This is a genomic window from Dysgonomonas sp. PF1-14, from assembly GCF_029892965.1.
GTDB lineage: Bacteria > Bacteroidota > Bacteroidia > Bacteroidales > Dysgonomonadaceae > Dysgonomonas.
Window position 1 is genome coordinate 242526 of sequence record NZ_JARXWN010000003.1, and the last position, 19673, is coordinate 262198.

The window sequence follows — 19673 nt, forward strand, 5'->3', positions numbered from 1 at the left end:
TACTAACCATACCACCGAAACACACAACTATCAACAGGTTTGAAGGTTAACTCTCGTTTCTTCGTCAGATTTTAAATTGCCCTTACTACAAAACAGCAGTTGTCATGATGAAAAAATTAATCTTATCGGTTCTATTTATATTTTCTGTCCTGTATGCAGATAGCATAACAGCACAGACTGCTCAGCAGATAGCATTTGTTAATTCTAACGAATTGCTGGAAGCCATACCTGACAAAGTCGCTGCGAGTAAAAGCATCAACGACCTGAATAATAAATATAAGGCTGAACTGCAGGTTATGCAGAACGATTATAATAAAAAATATTCCGATTTCGTGTCCTATCAGAACTCAATGGCTGATAATGTCCGCCTTCGCCGTATGCAGGAGCTTTATGAACTCGAACGTCAGATAAATAACTTTATGAAGGTAGCTCAGGACGACATCAGCAATCAGGAAAAAGAATTGATCGTACCATTGCGCCAGAAAGTAAAAGAAGCCATTTATCAGGTAGGAGTAGAGCGCGGATTTATCTGCATATATGACCTAGCCAATCCGGCCATAGCCTTTGTTACGCCCGATGCTACCGATGCTACGGCACTGGTGAAGCAAAAATTAGGAGTGAGATAAAAGAAACATAAATTTTTGAAATAAAAATGCTTCTGAATACGGAAGCATTTTCTGTATAAATGTAAAATGCTTAAACCCGGACCTATAGGTGTTTTTGACTCAGGATATGGTGGTCTGACTATTTTGTCGGAAATACAATCCCTGATGCCCGAATATGATTATCGTTATCTCGGTGATAATTCGCGTGCGCCTTACGGATCGCGTTCGTTCGATGTAGTGTACGAATTTACCAGACAGGCAGTAGAAGCACTCTTCGATATGGGGTGCAATCTGGTTATCCTTGCATGTAATACTGCTTCGGCAAAAGCTCTCCGCACTATCCAGCAAAAAGACCTGCCCCTGATAAATCCAGATAAACGGGTATTGGGTGTTATCCGTCCCACAGCAGAAATTATCGGAGATATTACAAAGACCCGTCATGTGGGAGTTTTGGGTACAACAGGTACTATTCAGTCACAATCGTACCCGATAGAAATAAATAAACTTTATCCCAATATACAGGTAACAAGCGAGGCTTGCCCGATGTGGGCGCCTCTTGTAGAAAATAATGAAGCGGAAAGTGAGGGCGCTGATTATTTTGTAAAAAAACATCTTGATCATATTTTGGCACAAGACCCATTGATTGACACGCTTATACTGGGGTGTACGCATTACCCGCTGCTATTAAATAAGATAAAATTATTTTTGCCAGCCGGAGTAACGGCTCTGCCGCAAGGTGAGTATGTTGCGCGTAGCCTGAAAGATTATCTGCGTCGTCATCCCGAAATGGATAATGTGTGTACTAAAAATGGAACTACGCATTATTTTACCACCGAGTCACCGCAAAAGTTTTCCGAAGCTGCTACAATTTTCTTAAATAAAAACGTTGAAGTTGAACGGATAATCATTGAATGATGAAAAAGCTGATAGCCCTGTTATTATTTACCATATTCTTAATAAGCATTCTTTCAGGATGTGTTTTTAGTGCAGGTACTTTAGGAGGATTTGAATCGCATGTTTTTAATACTTCAAAACGGAAAGTTGAACGGAGTATAGATTCTCTTTATTCCAAAAATCCTCAATATCTAATTCCGGAAAACTGGAAAGAATTTGATTCTTGGTCTCAAAGGGGATACGATTTCTTAGATAGTAGAATGTTCTACTTTGATTCTGGTCCGCAAGAGATGTATTATGTCTCTTTTATAGGAGATTCTAATGAAAAAGAGCCCCAAGATAGAGAGCAGACAGAACTTGCTATACGTGCTGTATTTCATCAATCAGAAGGATGGAGATATGAAAGGGAAATGTCTTTATCTGAGAGAAAAAGAATTGTTAATAGATTTACTACAGAGATTATTATTCCTCTGGAAAATTATATAAAGGAACAATAACGAAGTTAATTTTTCTACAAAAGAAAAGTAATCTGCCAATATTTTCATAAATCTATTGCTTTGGAATAGATTTTCTTGTATATACAATGAAGCAATAATAGTTTTGCAGAGTTGCCACGACTTTTAAGTCGTGATATGATTGTTTGGTAAAATATGACTTTAGTCAAAACTGTTGTAGAGGCGGAATATTTTCCGCCCGCAGACTTTACCTATTTCGGGCAGAAGGTATTCGCCCCTACGAGCCTCCAAATATGATTCAATATTTTTTATGCGTTTGCCCTAAAACTGTTATATATCCTGCATTTTTTTCAATAACTTTATCTATCAAATTTAAACAGTTACTAAGTTGCCGGATTTTTCGGTCAGTGACAAAAAATAATAGATACAAAAGTGATACAGATGCGTTACCTTTGTTACTTTTTGTTGCTGACTGTTGACTGATCACTGTTAACTGTATATAGCCATGCGTAAGATAATCCACATAGATATGGACGCGTTTTATGCCTCAATAGAGCAACGCGACAACCCCGAATATCGGGGTAAGCCTCTTGCTGTGGGTTATGCAGGACCTCGTGGAGTAGTTGCTGCAGCCAGTTATGAGGCGCGCCGCTACGGAGTACGTTCGGCGATGGCTTCCAAGACTGCATTACGCAAATGTCCACATCTTATATTTGTGCCGACTCGTTTCGATGTGTATAAATCCGTATCGAGGCAGATAATGGAGATATTTCACGAATATACCGAATTGGTAGAACCGCTATCTCTGGATGAAGCTTTTCTGGATGTGACAGAAAATAATAAGAATATCCCCTCTGCCACACAGATTGCGCAGGAGATAAAACAAAAGATATTTGAGGCTACTAATCTTACAGCTTCGGCAGGAGTTTCTTTCAATAAATTTCTGGCTAAGATAGCATCCGATCAAAATAAGCCTAACGGACTGTTCATCGTGAAACCGAAGATGGCCGAGCAGTTTGTGGAATCACTCCCTATAGAACGATTTTTCGGAGTGGGCAAGGTAACAGCTAAATATATGCACCAGATCGGAATTAAAACAGGGTGGGACTTAAAGCAGAGGACGGAGCACGAACTTGTTTCTCATTTCGGAAAAGCCGGTCATATCTATTATCAGAATGCACGCGCTATAGATGAGCGCCCTGTTGAATCGCACCGCATACGCAAATCGGTCAGTTCGGAAACTACTTTCGACAGAGATATCGATGATCTTGACGAACTCGCAATAGAACTCGATACTGTAGCAAAAGATGCCTTTGCCTATATTAATAAACGGAAATTTAAAGGGCGAACAGTGTCATTGAAGATAAAGTATGCGGACTTCAAAATTATTACCCGTAGTAGGACATTTCCTGTGGCTGTGACGGATTATGATGCATTCTATCAGGCGGGATTTGAACTGTTGAAAGCCGTAGACCTTTCGCCCAAAGTGAGGCTTATCGGATTGGGGCTGAAAAATAACGAAGATGAAGCCGGTTGGTTCGATGCCATTCAACTACGTATCGATTTTGATGGAGAAGCAGATAAGGATGAAGACCGGAAAGAATATTCTGAGTAAAATACTTTCAGATATTGGGATAAGTGCTTACTTTTGCTGTAATGAAACCTAAAAAAAGAGGAGTACACAGCAACCGCACCAAGCATTTGCTCTTTTCGCTCAACGAAGAAGAGTATGCGCTTATAGCTTCTTATATGAAGAAGTATAAGATTGAAAACCGTTCGCGCTGGTGCAGGGAGACTATTATTGCTCATGTTTTGAAGAATCTGGAACAGGACTATCCTACACTCTTTGGTGAAAACGAGATGCGCCGATGACTACAAATATTCTGAACGATGAATATTATATGCGGCAGGCGCTGAGCGAAGCCCGTATGGCTTTCGACAAGGGCGAGGTGCCTATTGGCGCAGTAGTAGTATGCAAAGGACGCATCATTGCCCGCGCTCACAACCTTACCGAGACACTTAACGATGTAACGGCACATGCCGAGATGCAGGCTATTACCGCCGCCGCAAATGTACTGGGAGGGAAGTATCTCAATGATTGTACACTGTATGTAACTCTGGAGCCATGCCCGATGTGTGCAGGCGGGCTGCTTTGGTCGCAGGTATCGAAGATTGTATATGGTGCCACTGATGAAAAAAAAGGATACTCGATGTTCTCCCCCAATATACTTCATCCTAAAACTACAATAATCAGAGGAATACTGGCAGACGAAAGTGCTGAACTGTTGAAAGAATTCTTCCGTAAAAGGCGGTAAGCAACCGGACTTTTGATCATCCGACAAAAATCTTAACATTTATTTTGAGCTCCCAATGCAACGCCGGAGCACATTTTTGCATCTACCTATAGAGAACCGGTTACTCAACCTAATTGTTTAAAGAAGAAAGTTATAAAAAGAGATGAAAAAGTACATAAAATTATTTTCAGTACTGATCTTATCTTCAGCTTTAGCTCTGGGGTTGACATCGTGTAGCGACGATGACGATTATTCTCTGGGCGATTATTGGGAAGACCTTGTGTCAGTTAACAAGATAGGAGACAATACGTATGATTTTACACTCGATAGCGGTGAGAAGCTATGGGTAGCAGCTCCGGCAGGATTGAACTTGAAGCCAAAATATGCAAGAGCAATTATAAATTATACAATATTGTCTGACAAGCAAGGTGAATACGACCATTACATAAAGTTGAACGGATATATTGACGTACTGACTAAAGGAGCAATTTACATTGCCGCAGACGATAAGAAAGGACAAGACAGTATTGGCTATAATCCTATCAAGGTACATTCTATTTGGGAAAGCGGTGGATATCTGAATGTGTATTTCGGTTACAATGCAGGAAATAAGGAAGCTCACATGCTAAACCTTGTCTCGGCTGAATCGGAAAAAGGAATAGGAGAAGACGAGGTGAATCTGGAGTTCCGTCACAATCAGAATGGCGATCCCGAATATTATGGGGCGGAAGGTTATGTTTGTTTCGATCTGGCTCCGTATGAGGTAGCAGGAAAAGATAAGGTCACCTTCAATATTGTGTGGAAAGACTTTGACGGATCAACTCAAAGTAAGAAAGTGGAATATAAGCTGGATGGTACAGGTGCAACGCCTGCAAAGAATGTGATACCGTCAGCTAACGATATAACTAACCTGAATATTTATTAATATTCTTTTTGATTTCCTTTCGAAAAAGAGAGCTCGGGAGAGTTCTCTTTTTCTTTTTTACCAATTTCTTCTGTTATACTGTCTTATATTCTTTAAAAAAGATGTATTTTTGTTCATACCGGATTTTATATAGTATACATGGACAATATTAAACTGAAAGATCAGGTGAAGAGTGAATTTACAGATTATCTGAATCTGCATAAACACCGCAAAACACCTGAACGATACGCTATTTTGGAACATATCTACTCCTCGAAAGGACATTTCGATATGGACTCACTATACAACTCCATGAAAGATTCCAGTTTCAGGGTCAGCCGCGCTACCCTTTACAATACAATAGAATTGTTACTGGATTGCGGTTTGGTCGTAAAACATCAGTTTGGAGCAAATGTATCACAATACGAACGGGCTTACGGCAACGAGAACCACGATCATCTGATCTGTCTGAGTTGCGGTGAGGTAAAAGAGCATAAGAACGGTAATCTTTTCACGCCGGCACAGCAAAAAAAATTGCAGCGCTTCAAGATAAGCTACTACAGCATGTACATCTATGGTATATGCAATAAATGTATGCGGGCAAAGAAAGCCGAAGAAAAGAAAAGTAAGATAACAGAGAATAAAAACACACGTATCAAAAAGAAATGAAAGTAGACGTATTGCTTGGTTTGCAATGGGGTGATGAAGGAAAAGGTAAAATAGTAGATGTACTTACACCCGAGTACGAAGTGGTTGCGCGTTTCCAGGGAGGACCTAATGCCGGACATACCCTCGAGTTCGAAGGTAAAAAGTATGTCCTTCGTTCGGTGCCGTCCGGAATCTTTCAGGGCAATAAGATAAATATAATAGGCAATGGTGTTGTACTCGATCCGGCCTTGTTCAAAGGTGAGATAGAATCTTTGGAAGCCTCAGGACACAATCTGACTCAGCGATTGCTGATCTCAAAAAAAGCACATCTGATCCTGCCTACACATCGTTTACTCGATGCTTGTTACGAATCGGCAAAAGGGGACTCCAAAATAGGTACTACCGGAAAAGGAATAGGCCCTACTTATACCGATAAGGTGAGCCGCAACGGATTGCGCGTCGGTGACATTCTACATAATTTTGAAGTAAAGTACGATATTGCAAAGAAAAAGCATTTGCGAATACTGGAGCAATACGGATTCGATACAAAAGAACTGGAAACCATCGAGAAAGAATGGTTTGCAGGTATAGCCAAACTCAAGGAGTTTACATTTATCGACAGTGAGCATTATATCAACAATGCTGTACGAAACGATAAGAAGATACTTGCCGAAGGCGCACAGGGTACAATGCTCGATATAGACTTCGGTTCATATCCGTTTGTCACATCATCCAATACCATTAGTGCAGGTGCTTGTACAGGATTGGGAATAGCTCCACGCGAAATAGGAGAGGTGTACGGAATCTTTAAGGCATACTGTACGCGTGTAGGTAGTGGCCCTTTCCCTACTGAACTGTTTGACGAAACAGGTGATAAATTACGCAAATTCGGATTCGAATTCGGATCGGTAACGGGCCGTCCGCGGCGTTGCGGCTGGATAGATCTCGTTGCTTTACGTTATGCAATAATGGTAAACGGAGTTACTCAGTTGATAATGATGAAAAGCGATGTGCTCGACACATTCGAGACTATCAGAGCTTGTGTAGCATACGAGATCGACGGACAAAAGACTACCGATTTTCCTTTCGAGGCAGATGAAAACATTAAGCCCATATATATAGACATGAAGGGCTGGCAGACAGATATGACAACGATGCGCAGGGAAGACGAATTCCCTGAAGAATTTAAGGGATATGTCTCCTTCCTCGAAAAAGAGCTGGGAGTTCCTATCAGTATCGTATCCATAGGGCCTGACAGAGATCAGACGATTGTAAGGAAATAACAATTTTTGGGAATATAGAATGTGCCAATTAACAAAATCGGCACATTTTTTGTTATTTATCTGTTAGATATAATAGGAATAACCCTTTAATACAAAAGATATGTTTATAGGTTGGATTTTACTGATTGTTATCGGAGTAGTGGGGATGATCGTTTCACAAACTCTGCAAAGCAAATTTAAAAAATATTCGCAGATTCCACTCGATAGTGGTATGACTGGACGCGATGTAGCTGAAAAAATGTTGCACGATAATGGTATTTACGATGTGCAGGTGACTTCCACACAGGGAATGCTTACAGACCATTATAATCCGTCAAACAAAACAGTGAATCTTAGCGAAGGCGTTTATGCCAGCAATAGTGTGGCTGCTGCTGCCGTTGCTGCCCACGAGTGCGGACACGCTGTACAGCATGCTTATGCTTACGGGCCGTTGAAGATGCGTTCGGCTCTGGTTCCGGTAGTAAGTTTTGCATCCAAATGGGTGATGTGGGTGCTTATGGCTGGTATTGTCATGATTAATAGCTTTCCGTCTCTTATATGGATTGGTATCGGGCTGTTTGCACTGACTACGATCTTTAGCTTTATAACCCTTCCTGTAGAGATAAATGCCAGTCAGAGGGCTTTAGCATGGTTGGATACAGCAGGTATAACAAATGTCAACAACCACGATAAAGCAAAAGATGCTCTCAAATGGGCTGCATATACCTATGTGGTAGCTGCAATCAGCTCACTGGTGACACTGATCTACTATATAATGATCGCTCTTAGCGGCAGACGTAATAACTAAAAAATAAAGGAATAAATAAAAGGGTAGCTTCTTATGGGCTGCTCTTTTTCATTCCGGATAATCAGGATTGCTTATCTTTGTATCTTCCGAAATACGGTATGTTTGAAAAAATCTGAATGAAACCGATAATGATTATAATCGTCTTTATACTTTACTTACTAGTAAACTTTTATGTATTCCATCATGTATGGATAGCCATGCCACCTACTACAATCGGGCGTGTGAGCCTGATTGCTTTTGCCGTTATTGCGGTTTCCTCTTTCTTTATCTCTTTTATTGCCGGCGATGTTATGCCTGTGTGGCTTACATCTGTACTTTATAAGATCGGTACGGCATGGTTTTTTATCCTGCTGTATTTCTTTATTATAATGGCAGTAAAAGACTTGTTCGGACTTAGCAACCGCCTGCTGCACTTTATGCCGAGCGATGCCATTACCCGTTATACTAAAGACAACTGGGTAGGCTTAGGGCTTATGGTCGGCTTCGTTGCATTAGTCATGGTATGCGGTTATCTCAAATATCGCTGGAAGGTAAGAGTGGAAGTTCCTATCAGAATAGAGAAAACGATTGGTGATTCGACCAATATTAAACCTCTTCGCATCGTTGCCATCAGCGACCTGCATCTGGGTTACGGTATAGGAAAGAAAGAGTTTGAGGGATGGATTGACCTGATAAATGCAGAGCACCCCGATATTGTACTCATTGCAGGCGATATTATCGACAATAGCGTACATCCGCTGAACGAAGGAAACTTCGCCGAAAGCTTTCATAAAATAAAAGCTCCGATGGGTATATATGCCTGTCCGGGTAATCATGAATACATAAGCGGATTGAAGGAAAGTCTGAACTTTATTGAAAAAACAGGCGTACATTTGTTGCGTGATTCGGTGGTAGAGGTTGATAGCTGTATCTATGTAGTGGGCAGAGACGATAAATCGAATCCGAACCGCAAACCGCTGAAAGAGCTTGTCGCAGGTCTGGACAACTCTAAGCCTGTTATCCTGCTCGACCATCAGCCTTTCGGGCTGGAAGAAGCAGAAGAAAATAGTATCGACTTACAAATCTCGGGGCATACCCACAAAGGGCAGGTCTGGCCTATATCTCTGATTACAGGGTGGATGTATGAAAAAGATCATGGTTTTATCAAAAAAGGAAATACAAACATATATGTGAGTTCGGGCATTGGTATCTGGGGCGGGAAATTCCGTATCGGTACACAGTCGGAATATGTTGTAATAGACGTGAATAAATAAATGAGAGTCTTCTTAAATGCCATCATCATTCAGGTACTGCTCAGCCTTTATATATACTGGCGAGGATGGCAGGCATTGCCCGATAAGAAGCTTATAAAGATTCCCTATTCTGCTATTTTTATTATCGAATTGGCTATTTATTTCGTCGGATTCTTCACATCCAGCTCGGGACTTCTCGGATTCGAAGCCTTGCACGATCTGGCATGGGTAGGAACTACATGGATGATTTTTGCCATATATATGACTGTCCTGTTACTGATCTACGATCTGGTAAGGTATATAGATAAAAAGAAAAAAATATTGCCGAAATCACTCGATCTGCAAACCCGTAAGCCTAAGCTGATCTATTTTTGCTCAGCCTTGTTGCTGGTCATCGGAGTAATGTCTTATGGCAGTTATCGTTTCTACAATCCGGTAGTTACCGAAATGAATCTGACTGTAAATAAAGATGCCTCCAGTTTGAAAAATCTGCGGATAGTTGTTGCTACCGATATACATGCCGGATACCTGATTGATAAGAATATGATATCAATGTATGTGGATAAGATCATGGAACAGAAACCTGATATTATCCTGTTGGTTGGCGATATCATCGACTACGATGTCCGGTCGTTGTACGAGCAACGTATGGAGACGGAGTTTCTGCGGCTGAAAGCGCCTTATGGTGTTTATGCTTCTACGGGAAATCACGAATATATACAACTGGATGAAGCGAAAGACGAAAAAATATTGTGGCTTAGTCAGAAGGCAGGGTTTACAGTACTTCGTGATACGACTGTTCTGGTCGCTAATTCCTTTTATCTGGTAGGGCGTGAAGACGATAAGTGTCTGACACGAAAGTCGTTGGCTGAAATCATGCGGGATGTGGATAAAGATAAGCCTGTGATCGTGATGAATCACGAACCGCATCGACTGAATGAAGAATCGGAAGCGGGTGCAGACATTGCCGTTTATGGGCATACCCACTACGGACAATTTTTCCCTAACAATACAATTATGGCTATTGGTTCGACTATTTACAATACTGGCATTATCCCTGAAGATAAGAAGTTGAGATTTATGTACGAACTTCCATTCGGGTATAAGAAAAAAGATAACACACACATCTATGTATCTTCGGGTTTAGGACTCGCAGGTCCGCAATTTCGTATAGGTACAATTTCTGAAATTGTCGTTTTAAATGTTACCTTTACCCAGTCAAACTGATTGTAAGTAATAAAAAAGATCTGAGATATCTTAGCTATGCTAAAATCGTTATATATAAAGAACTATGCGCTGATAGACAGCCTCGAAATTGATTTTGAGCCGGGTTTTTCCGTTATAACGGGTGAAACCGGAGCGGGGAAATCCATTATTCTGGGTGCTTTGTCGCTTATACTCGGGCAGCGTGCCGATATAAAAGCCATCAAGCAGGGCGAAAATAAATGTGTGATAGAAGGTACTTTCGATGTGTCGGCTTATGATCTGAAAGCTTTCTGTGAAGAGAAAGGCATAGAATATGATCCTCATAGCTATATTCTACGCAGGGAAATACTATCGACCGGAAAATCGCGTGCTTTTATCAACGATTCGCCGGCAGGACTTAACGATCTGAAAGAACTGGGCAGCCAATTGATAGATATACATTCGCAGCATCAGAATCTGTTGCTGAGTGACAGCCGTTTCCAGATGCAGGTAATTGATGCGCTGGCAGGTAATAAAGAACTGCTGAAAGAATATCAACACGCCTTTAATCAATACAAAGAAGCAGAGAAGGAATTGGAAGAGCTTCGTGAACTTGTGAAAAAGAGCAAGGAAGAAGAAGATTATTTGCGCTTTCAATTCGAGGCTTTACACGATGCCGCTTTGCAGGAAAACGAGCAGGAAGAACTGGAAGGCGAACAGGAATTGCTTAATCATGCCGAAGATATAAAGTCCTCGCTACACAGGATTCATGCTCTACTGTCGGATGATGAAAGAGGAGTTGTGTCAGAACTGAAAGAGAGCCTGAATACAGCGCAATCTCTGATCAGGGTATATGCCAAAGCCGAAGAAGTAGCTCAACGCATCGAAACGGCATATATAGACATGAAAGACCTGACTGCCGAAATGGACAGAATGGCAAATGATGTGGAATTTAGCCCCGAGCGTCTCGAATTTATCCAGTTACGTCTCGATACGATCTATTCCTTACAGAAAAAGCACCATGTGTCTACTGTCAGTGAATTGTTGAGCTTATATAAAGAAATAGAACAGAAATTAGAGAATATAGATTCATCCGATCAGCAGGTTGAAGCCCTCGAAAAAGCCGTTAGCGAGAAGCACGACAAACTGTTGTCATTGGCCAAGAAGTTAAGTGACAGCCGTAAGTCGATAATTCCCGACTTTGAAAAAGGACTTGTCGAAAGGGTTGCATATCTGGGTATGCCGAATATACGTTTCAAGGCGGAACTTACATCGAAAGCAGAACCGAATATATACGGTATTGATGATTTGTTATTCTTGTTTTCAGCCAATAAGAATGTCCCTTTGCAGCCGGTGGCTGATATCGCTTCCGGCGGAGAGATTTCGCGCCTGATGCTTTGCCTCAAGTCTATGATCGCAGGAGCTACTGCACTGCCTTCGATCATCTTCGATGAGATAGACACCGGAGTTTCGGGAGAGATCGCCGATAAGATGGGGCAGATAATGCTCGATTTCGGGAAGGAGATGCAGGTAATAGCCATTACCCATTTGCCGCAGATAGCCGCAAAAGGCAGGACGCAATATAAAGTATATAAGTCGGATAGCGAAACAGCTACAACGACTCATCTCGACCGCTTGTCGGATGCTGAGCGTCTCGATGAGATAGCGCGTATGTTGAGCGGATCCACAGTGACTGATGCTGCCATACAGAATGCAAAAGTGATGTTGGGATTCTAATAATTGTACATCATTCATAGTTAATAATTCATCATTCATAATGATTCCTTTCCTAGATCTGAAACGAGAAAATGAACGCCATGCTTCCGAAATAAAGCAGGCTGTTCTGCGTGTTGTCGATTCGGGATGGTATATTCTGGGAGAAGAGAAGAAACGCTTTGAGGCTGACTTTGCCGCCTATTGCGGAGCAGGGCATTGTATCGGCGTAGGTAACGGGCTCGATGCCCTTCGGCTGATACTGATGGCATATATGGAATTGGGAGTAATGCAGGAAGGCGATGAAGTTATTATTCCTGCAAATACGTTTATTGCTACTGCACTGGCTGTGTCGCAGAGCGGATTGAAGCCTGTTCCTGCCGATTGCGACATTCAGACTTTTAATATTGATCCCATATCGGTAGAAAAGCAGATTACACCAAAAACGAAAGCTATTATTGCCGTACATCTATACGGGCAGGTAGCTGCTATGAATGAATTAAAACAGATTGCCAGTAAATACAGCCTTAAACTGATAGAAGATGCCGCTCAGGCACATGGTGCAGTTTATGATAATAAGAAAGCCGGAGCGTTAGGCGATGCTGCCGCATTCAGTTTCTACCCGATAAAGAATCTGGGAAGCTTGGGTGATGCAGGAGCCGTAACTACTGACGATAATGCTTTGGCAGAGGTAGTCCGGAGTTTATCCAATTATGGCTCTACCCAAAAATATAAGCATAAATATAAAGGATTGAACTCGCGTCTTGACGAAATGCAGGCAGCAGTTTTGTCAGTAAGACTAAAATATCTGGAAGATGATAATACCCGTCGCCGTAAGATAGCCCGTTTTTATCTGGACAATATTAAGAATGATTCACTGATACTGCCCGAAATAGTTGATTGGGATAGCCATGTTTTTCATCTGTTTGTAATACGTAGCAGCGCGCGCGAAATATTATGCTCCTATTTGCTTGAAAATGGTATTCACACACAGATACATTATCCTGTTGCTGTACACAAACAGCAAGCTTATGCCGAGCTGAATCACCATAGTTTGCCTGTTGCAGGGCAGCTGCAAAATGAAGTGTTGAGCATACCCTTATATCCGTCACTGACGGAGGGTGAACAACAGCAGATTGTGCAAGTTTTGAACGGATGGGCAAATAACACTAAAAAACACTAAAAAAAAGATATTTTACGGCTCTGAAAAACACTTCTGATATGATATTTGTTATATCTTTGTATTACAAATGAGTAAATAGTGATATCGAAAGTAAATTTGAATTATTAAAAACACAAAATCTCTTGCATTATAATGACACTGACACCCTTAACATCCATTTCGCCGATAGATGGACGTTATCGAAATAAAACTGAAAAGCTAGCCTGTTATTTTTCCGAATATGCGCTCATAAAATATCGCGTATTAGTTGAGATAGAATACTTCATTGCTTTGTGCGAATTGCCATTGCCTCAGTTACAAGATATAGATAGAGCCGTTTTTGCAGATCTGAGAAAGATCGTTAGCAGCTTTTCGGAGCAGGATGCTCTACAGATAAAGGATACGGAGAAAGTAACAAACCATGATGTAAAAGCCGTAGAATATTTTATTAAAGAGAAGTTTGACGAGCTGGGATTACAACAATATAAGGAATTTATTCATTTCGGACTTACATCACAGGATATAAACAATACATCTATTCCGCTCTCATTGAAGGATGCGCTGAACGATATATATTATCCGATGGTGGAAGAACTGGTAGCTAAACTGAAAAGCCAGGCCGAAGAATGGAAGGATATAGCTATGTTGGCAAAGACACATGGTCAGCCTGCATCGCCTACCCGTCTCGGAAAAGAGATTATGGTATTTGCCAGCCGTCTCGAAGGGCAGTTGCAACTGTTGAAATCAGTTCCATTGTCAGCAAAGTTCGGAGGAGCAACAGGAAATTATAATGCACACCAGATAGCCTATCCTGAATATGACTGGAAGGCTTTTGGAAACAAGTTTGTGTCGGAAAAACTCGGTCTGGTAAGAGAGGAATGGACTACCCAGATATCCAATTATGATAATCTGGCTGCAATATTTGACGCACTTAAACGTATAGATACTATAATGATCGATATGAACAGGGATTTCTGGCAATACATATCGATGGAATATTTTAAACAAAAAATAAAGGAAGGAGAAATAGGGTCGTCGGCGATGCCGCATAAGGTGAACCCTATCGATTTTGAAAATGCAGAAGGAAATCTGGGAATAGCAAACGCCATACTGGAGCATCTGGCATCGAAACTGCCGGTGTCGCGTTTGCAAAGAGACCTGACGGACTCTACCGTCTTACGTAATATAGGAGTACCTGTAGGACATATCGTGATAGCAATACAGAGTACATTAAAAGGACTGGACAAATTATTATTAAATCATGACGCATTATTTAACGATTTGGAAAACTGCTGGGCAGTGGTAGCTGAAGGTATTCAGACTATTCTACGCCGCGAAGGTTACCCAAAACCTTATGAAGCGTTAAAGGCACTTACCCGCACCAACAATAGTATAACCGCAGAATCGATTGCAGATTTTATTGAGGGGTTGGACGTAAGTGAAACCGTGAAAAATGAATTGAAAAAGATTACACCTCATTCTTATACAGGTGTATAAATTAAAAACATTAACCGTGAGGTTATTAAAACAAGCAAGTGTATATTTTACTTTTAAAACGAAACAAAAATGGTGACAGAAAACGGAAATGATAGAGAAAGCCGGGAGGGCTTCTCATCATCAGAAGAGAACAAGAACGGGAATGAACCTGTGAAAAAGAAAAGAGTACGTGTAGGTGATCTGCGAAAGCAAGCCTATGATACTCCTGAGCGAGGATCACGCGAAAGGAACCCTTACAGATCAAATGACGACAGACAGTCGGGATCTTCATATAACGATCGCCCCTCAAGGCAATCATACGGATATGATGGCGGAGATGATCGTCGCTCGTATAACGATAATCGTTCGGGCGGAAACAGAGGAGGATATGGAAACAGAGATGGATATTCAGGTGGTGACGGACGCTCTTCATACGGAAATCGTGACAATGACCGCCGTTCGGGTGGAGGCTATCAGCAACGTCAAGGTGGTGGTTACCAACAACGCGGAGGCGGAGGGGGCTATCAACAACGCCAGAGTGACGGCGGAGGCTACCAGCAACGTGGTGGTGGCGGAGGCTATCAACAACGCGGAGGCGGTGGAGGCTATCAACAACGCGGAGGCGGCAGGCCTAACGATGGTATAAAAAGACTGGTAAAGCCGGTAAAATATAAAGAGAATATAGACCCGAATACACCGCTCAGACTTAACAAATATCTGGCAAATGCCGGAGTTTGTTCGCGTCGTGAGGCCGATGCGTATATTACATCGGGCGTGGTGAAGGTAAACGGAGTTGTAGTAGACCAACTAGGAGCAAAAGTTACGCGTGGCGATCTGGTTACATTCCAGGATCAGCCGGTACGTCTGGAAAGCAAAGTTTATGTGCTTCTCAACAAACCGAAAAATTGTGTAACTACATCAGACGATCCTCAAAATCGTTTGACGGTGATGGATCTGGTAAAGAATGCCTGTCCTGAGCGCATCTATCCGGTAGGTCGTCTCGATAGGAATACTACAGGTGTTCTGTTGCTGACAAATGACGGTGATCTGGCTTCGAAGCTGATGCACCCTAAGTTTAAGAAGAAAAAAATCTATCAGGTAACACTCGATCGCGATGTCGCTATCGAAGATATGCAGGCTATAGCCGACGGTATAGAACTCGATGATGGTGAAATACATGCCGACTCTATTGCATATCAGGCAGAAGATGTACTGAATGTAGTGGGTATAGAAATTCACTCGGGACGTAACCGTATCGTACGCCGCATATTTGAGAAGCTCGGTTATCAGGTGGTAAAACTCGATCGTGTATATTTTGCAGGTCTTACCAAGAAGAATGTACTGAGAGGAAAATGGCGTTATCTGACAGAAAAAGAAGTAAACATGCTTCGTATGGGAGCTTTTGAGTAAGGTTTTAAAGAATTTTACTACCTTTGTCATTCGTTTTTGACAGAAATATAATCATAAATAGAATACCTCGTTGTCAGAAGCAACGAGGTATATTTAATAAAAAGCTACATATTAATCCTTAAGGGAAAGGTTAACAACCACATTTTAATTAGTAAAAAAATGGAAAGTATTCGTAGAACAAAAATTGTAGACTTGTTTAAGGAGCCAAAGTATGGCTCGGTAGTAGATGTTAAGGGATGGGTGCGTACCATTCGTGGTAATAAATATGTAAATTTTATCCATCTGAATGATGGGTCTACGATTCATAATCTACAGGTTGTAGCCGATGTGGAAAAGTTTGGTGAAGATTTTTTTAAACCGATTACAACAGGAGCTTGTATTCATGTAACCGGAACGCTTGTAGAATCGCAGGGAAAAGGTCAGAATGCAGAAATACAGGCTGATAAGATCGAAATATACGGTACAGCCGATCCGCTGACATATCCTTTGCAGAAAAAAGGACATTCGCTCGAATTTTTGAGGGAGATAGCCTATCTGCGTCCGCGTACAAATACATTTGGCGCCATATTCCGTATACGTCACCATATGTCGTATGCTATTCATAAATATTTCAACGACAACGGATTTTTCTACTTCCATACGCCGATTGTTACAGCTTCGGATGCCGAAGGTGCAGGGTCTATGTTTCAGGTGACTACGCTGGATTTCAATAATGTGCCGCGTACTGAGCAGGGGCAGGTAGATTATTCGGAAGACTTTTTCGGAGGTCAGACAAATCTTACTGTATCGGGACAGCTGGAGGGTGAACTAGGGGCTATGGCTCTTGGTGCTATTTATACCTTTGGACCTACTTTTCGTGCCGAAAATTCAAATACACCGCGCCACCTTGCCGAGTTTTGGATGATAGAGCCGGAAGTTGCATTCTATGATATCCACGACAATATGGATCTGGCTGAGGATTTCCTTAAGTACCTGATCCGTTATGCTCTGGAGCATTGTAAAGATGATATTGAATTCCTGAACGAGCATTTCGATAAGGAACTGGTAGAACGTCTCAACTTTGTGATAGCGAACGATTTTGTACGCCTTACATATACCGAAGGGGTAGAGATACTGGAAAAAAGCGGTCAGAAGTTCGAATTCCCTGTTTATTGGGGAGCCGACCTCCAGTCGGAACACGAACGCTATCTCGTAGAGAAGCATTTCAAGCGTCCTGTTATACTGACGGATTATCCGAAAGAGATCAAGTCGTTCTATATGAAACAGAACGAGGACGGAAAGACTGTGCGTGGTATGGATGTGCTTTTCCCTAAGATCGGAGAGATTATCGGAGGTTCGGAACGTGAAGCCGATTATGATAAGCTGGTACAGCGTACGAAAGAACTGAATATGAACACCGATCCTATCTGGTGGTATATGGAAACGCGTAAATTCGGAACAGCGCCGCATGCCGGTTTTGGTCTCGGATTCGAGCGACTGATATTGTTCATTACAGGTATGGCAAATATACGCGATGTGATTCCGTTTCCGCGTACACCTAACAACGCCGAATTTTAAAGTTTTAAATAGTAAAATAGATAGAAGCGCAGCAGGGGGTACCTTGCTGCGTTTTTGTTGTTAGAAATTCTTTATATGATAACTATATCTGAACAATCTTATGGCTTAGTCCTCCGCTTCTGTTCTTTATGGTTAATACTACTTTATTTGTGTTGGGTATAATGGTCAGTTTTATAATGTTTTTATTATTATAGCCTATATAGTTGATAAGAGACGGATTAATTCTTGTATTAAAGTTTTCAAGACCATCCTCATCTTTCTCTTTAAAGTAGGATTTTTTAATACTAAGAACACCCAAACCTTTTTCTTTTGTGGCGATGATAATGTTATCATTGATAATAACGAAATCATTGAAAAATGTCTTTTTCTTATTCTGTTCATTAAAACCTATACAAAAACTGTTCTTTAAATGGAGACCATCATATATGGTTATGTACCAAGATGCTCCTACGTACCCACTATAAGTATCGGAAAGAAGACCAAAATACTTATCCGTTATCCGTCCTTGATGAATGTTTTCATAAGCTCCATTAGACTTCAGTTCGGTGAGGTGGGAAAAAGAGTATTTTTCTGCTGCGTTGAGTTTATAGAATAGAGCGTACTTAGGCAGAACAATATTATCTATGGCAATAAGCAAACTGTCTTTAATAAGAATATCGTCTACAGCCTTACCCGGAAATATCAGTTCTACCGGAATATCGAGTGAATACCACTTTTTAGATCGAATATTATACTGAATAAGGGCTTCTCTTCCTATTATCCCGCCAATAAATACATTGTCTTTATTTACCAGTATACACTTAGCCTCAATATTGTAAGGCAAGGGTATCTCTGATTTCTGCTGTGAATGTATATCGTGGATTGTCAGATGATTTGTAGCCGTATCTAAAATTGCTACTGTGTGTTGCCTGTCAGTTTCATAGATGGATTTGGAGTTTATTTCAAGAGTTCCTTTCTCTATTATCTTTTCTTGTTCGAAACCATTGATGGAAATAGTCTTGTTGTCTTTTTGTAATAGAAATAAATTACCTTCCTTCAAACCGTTTTGAGCAAAGGATGACAAGGTGGACAGAAGAGCAATTATAGCAATTAAGTGTTTCATCATTTTACTATTTAAGCCTATTCGATATAAAGGTTATAGTGACCGAAGTTATTATTTTTTTTGTTAAAAACTGTATAAAATTCAGACAGGTTTATCTATATGCGAAAAGTATAAACTTAATCCCTGAAAATTATGGCAAAGTACAGTGACGAATTAACAGAAAAGATAGTAGAACTACTCGTGGACAAATTTTATTCTATAACAGAAGTATGTAAGGCTCTTGGCATCAGCAGGAAAACATTCTACAGTTGGCAGGATAGTAAACCCGAATTCAGCACCGCAATAGAAGATGCGATGAGGCACCGAAGAGATACCTTGCTGTCGATGGCGCATTCTACGATCAGAAGACGTCTCGAAGGCGGTATGCTGACCGAAGAAAAGTATATCTATGTACCCGATGAGAATAACCCGTCTAAACTGATATTGAAATCGCGGGTTATCTGTACGAAAGAATATTTGCCCGATCTGCGTACTATAAAGATGATCCTCGACAGGGAAGATAAGCGCAAAGCGATGGAACAAGCTCAGTCTGTAGAAAAAGCAGATAAGGTTGAAACAGAGAAAAAGCAACCGCAAGCGGTAAGTAAAGAACAGGCGGCAGACAGGGTAGTGGCAGAGGATATTAATCCGGTAACAGAATCTATTATAGTAGTAGATGAAGACGTACAGGAAGTGACATCTTCTAAAGTGGCGAAGAATAATAAGCAGAAAAAGACAACAGCCTGTAAGATCAGAGGCAAAGTAAAAATGTTATCGGAGAGTAGATTGCAGATTGCATAGCAGATAGGTAACCTTTTCATGCAGAAGTCCCGGATTCTGTAGTAGCATAGTTTGAAATGTATTATCTTTGTTTCTTATGATTGACTGAAAAGATAAACTTATACTCTTTTATATGATACAGAGGAAGTTGTCTTTTTAAAAGCTTAAAAAACATTAATTGTAATTATTATCTTCTCTGTATAGAAT

At 41.0% G+C, this 19673-nt stretch carries 19 protein-coding genes; 18 read left to right on the forward strand and 1 reads right to left on the reverse strand.

Annotated features, from left to right (window positions below; translation table 11 throughout):
* Positions 1-104: 104 nt before the first annotated feature.
* The 17 genes from M2448_RS05500 to asnS all read left to right on the forward strand — a co-directional run bounded on the left by M2448_RS05500 (position 105) and on the right by asnS (position 17605).
* Complete coding sequence (locus tag M2448_RS05500) at positions 105-626, forward strand: OmpH family outer membrane protein (protein WP_280645506.1); 522 nt, start codon at positions 105-107, stop codon at positions 624-626.
* Positions 627-692: 66 nt separating this feature from the next.
* Complete coding sequence (gene murI, locus M2448_RS05505; protein ID WP_280645505.1) at positions 693-1520, forward strand: glutamate racemase; 828 nt, start codon at positions 693-695, stop codon at positions 1518-1520.
* Positions 1520-1996, forward strand: a complete 477-nt coding sequence (locus M2448_RS05510; protein WP_280645504.1) for a hypothetical protein — start codon at positions 1520-1522, stop codon at positions 1994-1996. Before murI ends, M2448_RS05510 begins: the two co-directional genes overlap by 1 nt.
* Before the next feature lie 457 nt (positions 1997-2453).
* Positions 2454-3569, forward strand: coding sequence for a DNA polymerase IV (dinB, locus tag M2448_RS05515; RefSeq protein ID WP_280645577.1), 1116 nt, complete (start codon positions 2454-2456; stop codon positions 3567-3569).
* A 41-nt stretch (positions 3570-3610) separates the two neighbouring features.
* Complete coding sequence (locus M2448_RS05520) at positions 3611-3826, forward strand: hypothetical protein (RefSeq protein ID WP_280645503.1); 216 nt, start codon at positions 3611-3613, stop codon at positions 3824-3826.
* An 8-nt stretch (positions 3827-3834) separates the two neighbouring features.
* Positions 3835-4269 (forward strand): nucleoside deaminase, encoded by a 435-nt coding sequence (locus M2448_RS05525; RefSeq protein WP_280645576.1) that lies wholly within the window; start codon positions 3835-3837, stop codon positions 4267-4269.
* 142 nt (positions 4270-4411) lie between these two features.
* A complete protein-coding gene (locus M2448_RS05530; protein WP_280645502.1) occupies positions 4412-5173 on the forward strand; it encodes a NigD-like protein in 762 nt (253 codons plus the stop codon).
* Positions 5174-5311: 138 nt separating this feature from the next.
* Complete coding sequence (locus tag M2448_RS05535; protein ID WP_280645501.1) at positions 5312-5821, forward strand: transcriptional repressor; 510 nt, start codon at positions 5312-5314, stop codon at positions 5819-5821.
* Positions 5818-7083, forward strand: coding sequence for an adenylosuccinate synthase (locus tag M2448_RS05540; protein ID WP_280645500.1), 1266 nt, complete (start codon positions 5818-5820; stop codon positions 7081-7083). Before M2448_RS05535 ends, M2448_RS05540 begins: the two co-directional genes overlap by 4 nt.
* 100 nt (positions 7084-7183) lie before the next feature.
* Positions 7184-7870 carry a zinc metallopeptidase gene (locus M2448_RS05545; RefSeq protein ID WP_280645499.1) on the forward strand — a complete coding sequence of 229 codons (687 nt, stop codon included), beginning with the start codon at positions 7184-7186 and terminating at the stop codon, positions 7868-7870.
* Positions 7871-7986: 116 nt separating this feature from the next.
* Positions 7987-9123 (forward strand): metallophosphoesterase, encoded by a 1137-nt coding sequence (locus M2448_RS05550; RefSeq protein WP_280645498.1) that lies wholly within the window; start codon positions 7987-7989, stop codon positions 9121-9123.
* Positions 9124-10329 carry a metallophosphoesterase gene (locus tag M2448_RS05555; RefSeq protein ID WP_280645497.1) on the forward strand — a complete coding sequence of 402 codons (1206 nt, stop codon included), beginning with the start codon at positions 9124-9126 and terminating at the stop codon, positions 10327-10329. It begins immediately after the preceding gene.
* 36 nt (positions 10330-10365) lie between these two features.
* Complete coding sequence (recN, locus tag M2448_RS05560; protein ID WP_280645496.1) at positions 10366-12024, forward strand: DNA repair protein RecN; 1659 nt, start codon at positions 10366-10368, stop codon at positions 12022-12024.
* Between the two features lie 40 nt (positions 12025-12064).
* Positions 12065-13183: a DegT/DnrJ/EryC1/StrS family aminotransferase gene (locus tag M2448_RS05565; protein ID WP_280645495.1), complete on the forward strand. Its 1119-nt coding sequence runs from the start codon at positions 12065-12067 to the stop codon at positions 13181-13183.
* Positions 13184-13315: 132 nt separating this feature from the next.
* Positions 13316-14659, forward strand: coding sequence for an adenylosuccinate lyase (purB, locus tag M2448_RS05570; protein ID WP_280645494.1), 1344 nt, complete (start codon positions 13316-13318; stop codon positions 14657-14659).
* Positions 14660-14728: 69 nt separating this feature from the next.
* A complete protein-coding gene (locus M2448_RS05575) occupies positions 14729-16048 on the forward strand; it encodes a pseudouridine synthase (protein ID WP_280645493.1) in 1320 nt (439 codons plus the stop codon).
* Positions 16049-16207: 159 nt separating this feature from the next.
* Positions 16208-17605, forward strand: coding sequence for an asparagine--tRNA ligase (gene asnS / locus M2448_RS05580; RefSeq protein WP_280645492.1), 1398 nt, complete (start codon positions 16208-16210; stop codon positions 17603-17605).
* 82 nt (positions 17606-17687) lie between these two features.
* On the opposite strand, the gene M2448_RS05585 is transcribed toward asnS, so the two are convergent.
* The gene (locus M2448_RS05585; RefSeq protein WP_280645491.1) at positions 17688-18707 is read right to left on the reverse strand and encodes a hypothetical protein; all 1020 of its coding nucleotides are present in this window, start codon (positions 18705-18707) and stop codon (positions 17688-17690) included.
* A gap of 132 nt (positions 18708-18839) precedes the next feature.
* Between M2448_RS05585 and M2448_RS05590 the strand changes: the two genes are divergently transcribed.
* Positions 18840-19487 carry a phBC6A51 family helix-turn-helix protein gene (locus M2448_RS05590; RefSeq protein WP_280645490.1) on the forward strand — a complete coding sequence of 216 codons (648 nt, stop codon included), beginning with the start codon at positions 18840-18842 and terminating at the stop codon, positions 19485-19487.
* Positions 19488-19673: the final 186 nt, after the last annotated feature.

Coding starts and splice junctions, on each gene's coding strand:
- M2448_RS05500 (WP_280645506.1), top strand. CDS start 105: ATGATGAAAAAATTAATCTTATCGGTTCTATTTATATTTTCTGTCCTG.
- murI (WP_280645505.1), top strand. CDS start 693: ATGCTTAAACCCGGACCTATAGGTGTTTTTGACTCAGGATATGGTGGT.
- M2448_RS05510 (WP_280645504.1), top strand. CDS start 1,520: ATGAAAAAGCTGATAGCCCTGTTATTATTTACCATATTCTTAATAAGC.
- M2448_RS05520 (WP_280645503.1), top strand. CDS start 3,611: ATGAAACCTAAAAAAAGAGGAGTACACAGCAACCGCACCAAGCATTTG.
- M2448_RS05530 (WP_280645502.1), top strand. CDS start 4,412: ATGAAAAAGTACATAAAATTATTTTCAGTACTGATCTTATCTTCAGCT.
- M2448_RS05535 (WP_280645501.1), top strand. CDS start 5,312: ATGGACAATATTAAACTGAAAGATCAGGTGAAGAGTGAATTTACAGAT.
- M2448_RS05540 (WP_280645500.1), top strand. CDS start 5,818: ATGAAAGTAGACGTATTGCTTGGTTTGCAATGGGGTGATGAAGGAAAA.
- M2448_RS05545 (WP_280645499.1), top strand. CDS start 7,184: ATGTTTATAGGTTGGATTTTACTGATTGTTATCGGAGTAGTGGGGATG.
- M2448_RS05550 (WP_280645498.1), top strand. CDS start 7,987: ATGAAACCGATAATGATTATAATCGTCTTTATACTTTACTTACTAGTA.
- M2448_RS05555 (WP_280645497.1), top strand. CDS start 9,124: ATGAGAGTCTTCTTAAATGCCATCATCATTCAGGTACTGCTCAGCCTT.
- recN (WP_280645496.1), top strand. CDS start 10,366: ATGCTAAAATCGTTATATATAAAGAACTATGCGCTGATAGACAGCCTC.
- M2448_RS05565 (WP_280645495.1), top strand. CDS start 12,065: ATGATTCCTTTCCTAGATCTGAAACGAGAAAATGAACGCCATGCTTCC.
- purB (WP_280645494.1), top strand. CDS start 13,316: ATGACACTGACACCCTTAACATCCATTTCGCCGATAGATGGACGTTAT.
- M2448_RS05575 (WP_280645493.1), top strand. CDS start 14,729: ATGGTGACAGAAAACGGAAATGATAGAGAAAGCCGGGAGGGCTTCTCA.
- asnS (WP_280645492.1), top strand. CDS start 16,208: ATGGAAAGTATTCGTAGAACAAAAATTGTAGACTTGTTTAAGGAGCCA.
- M2448_RS05585 (WP_280645491.1), bottom strand. CDS start 18,707: ATGAAACACTTAATTGCTATAATTGCTCTTCTGTCCACCTTGTCATCC.
- M2448_RS05590 (WP_280645490.1), top strand. CDS start 18,840: ATGGCAAAGTACAGTGACGAATTAACAGAAAAGATAGTAGAACTACTC.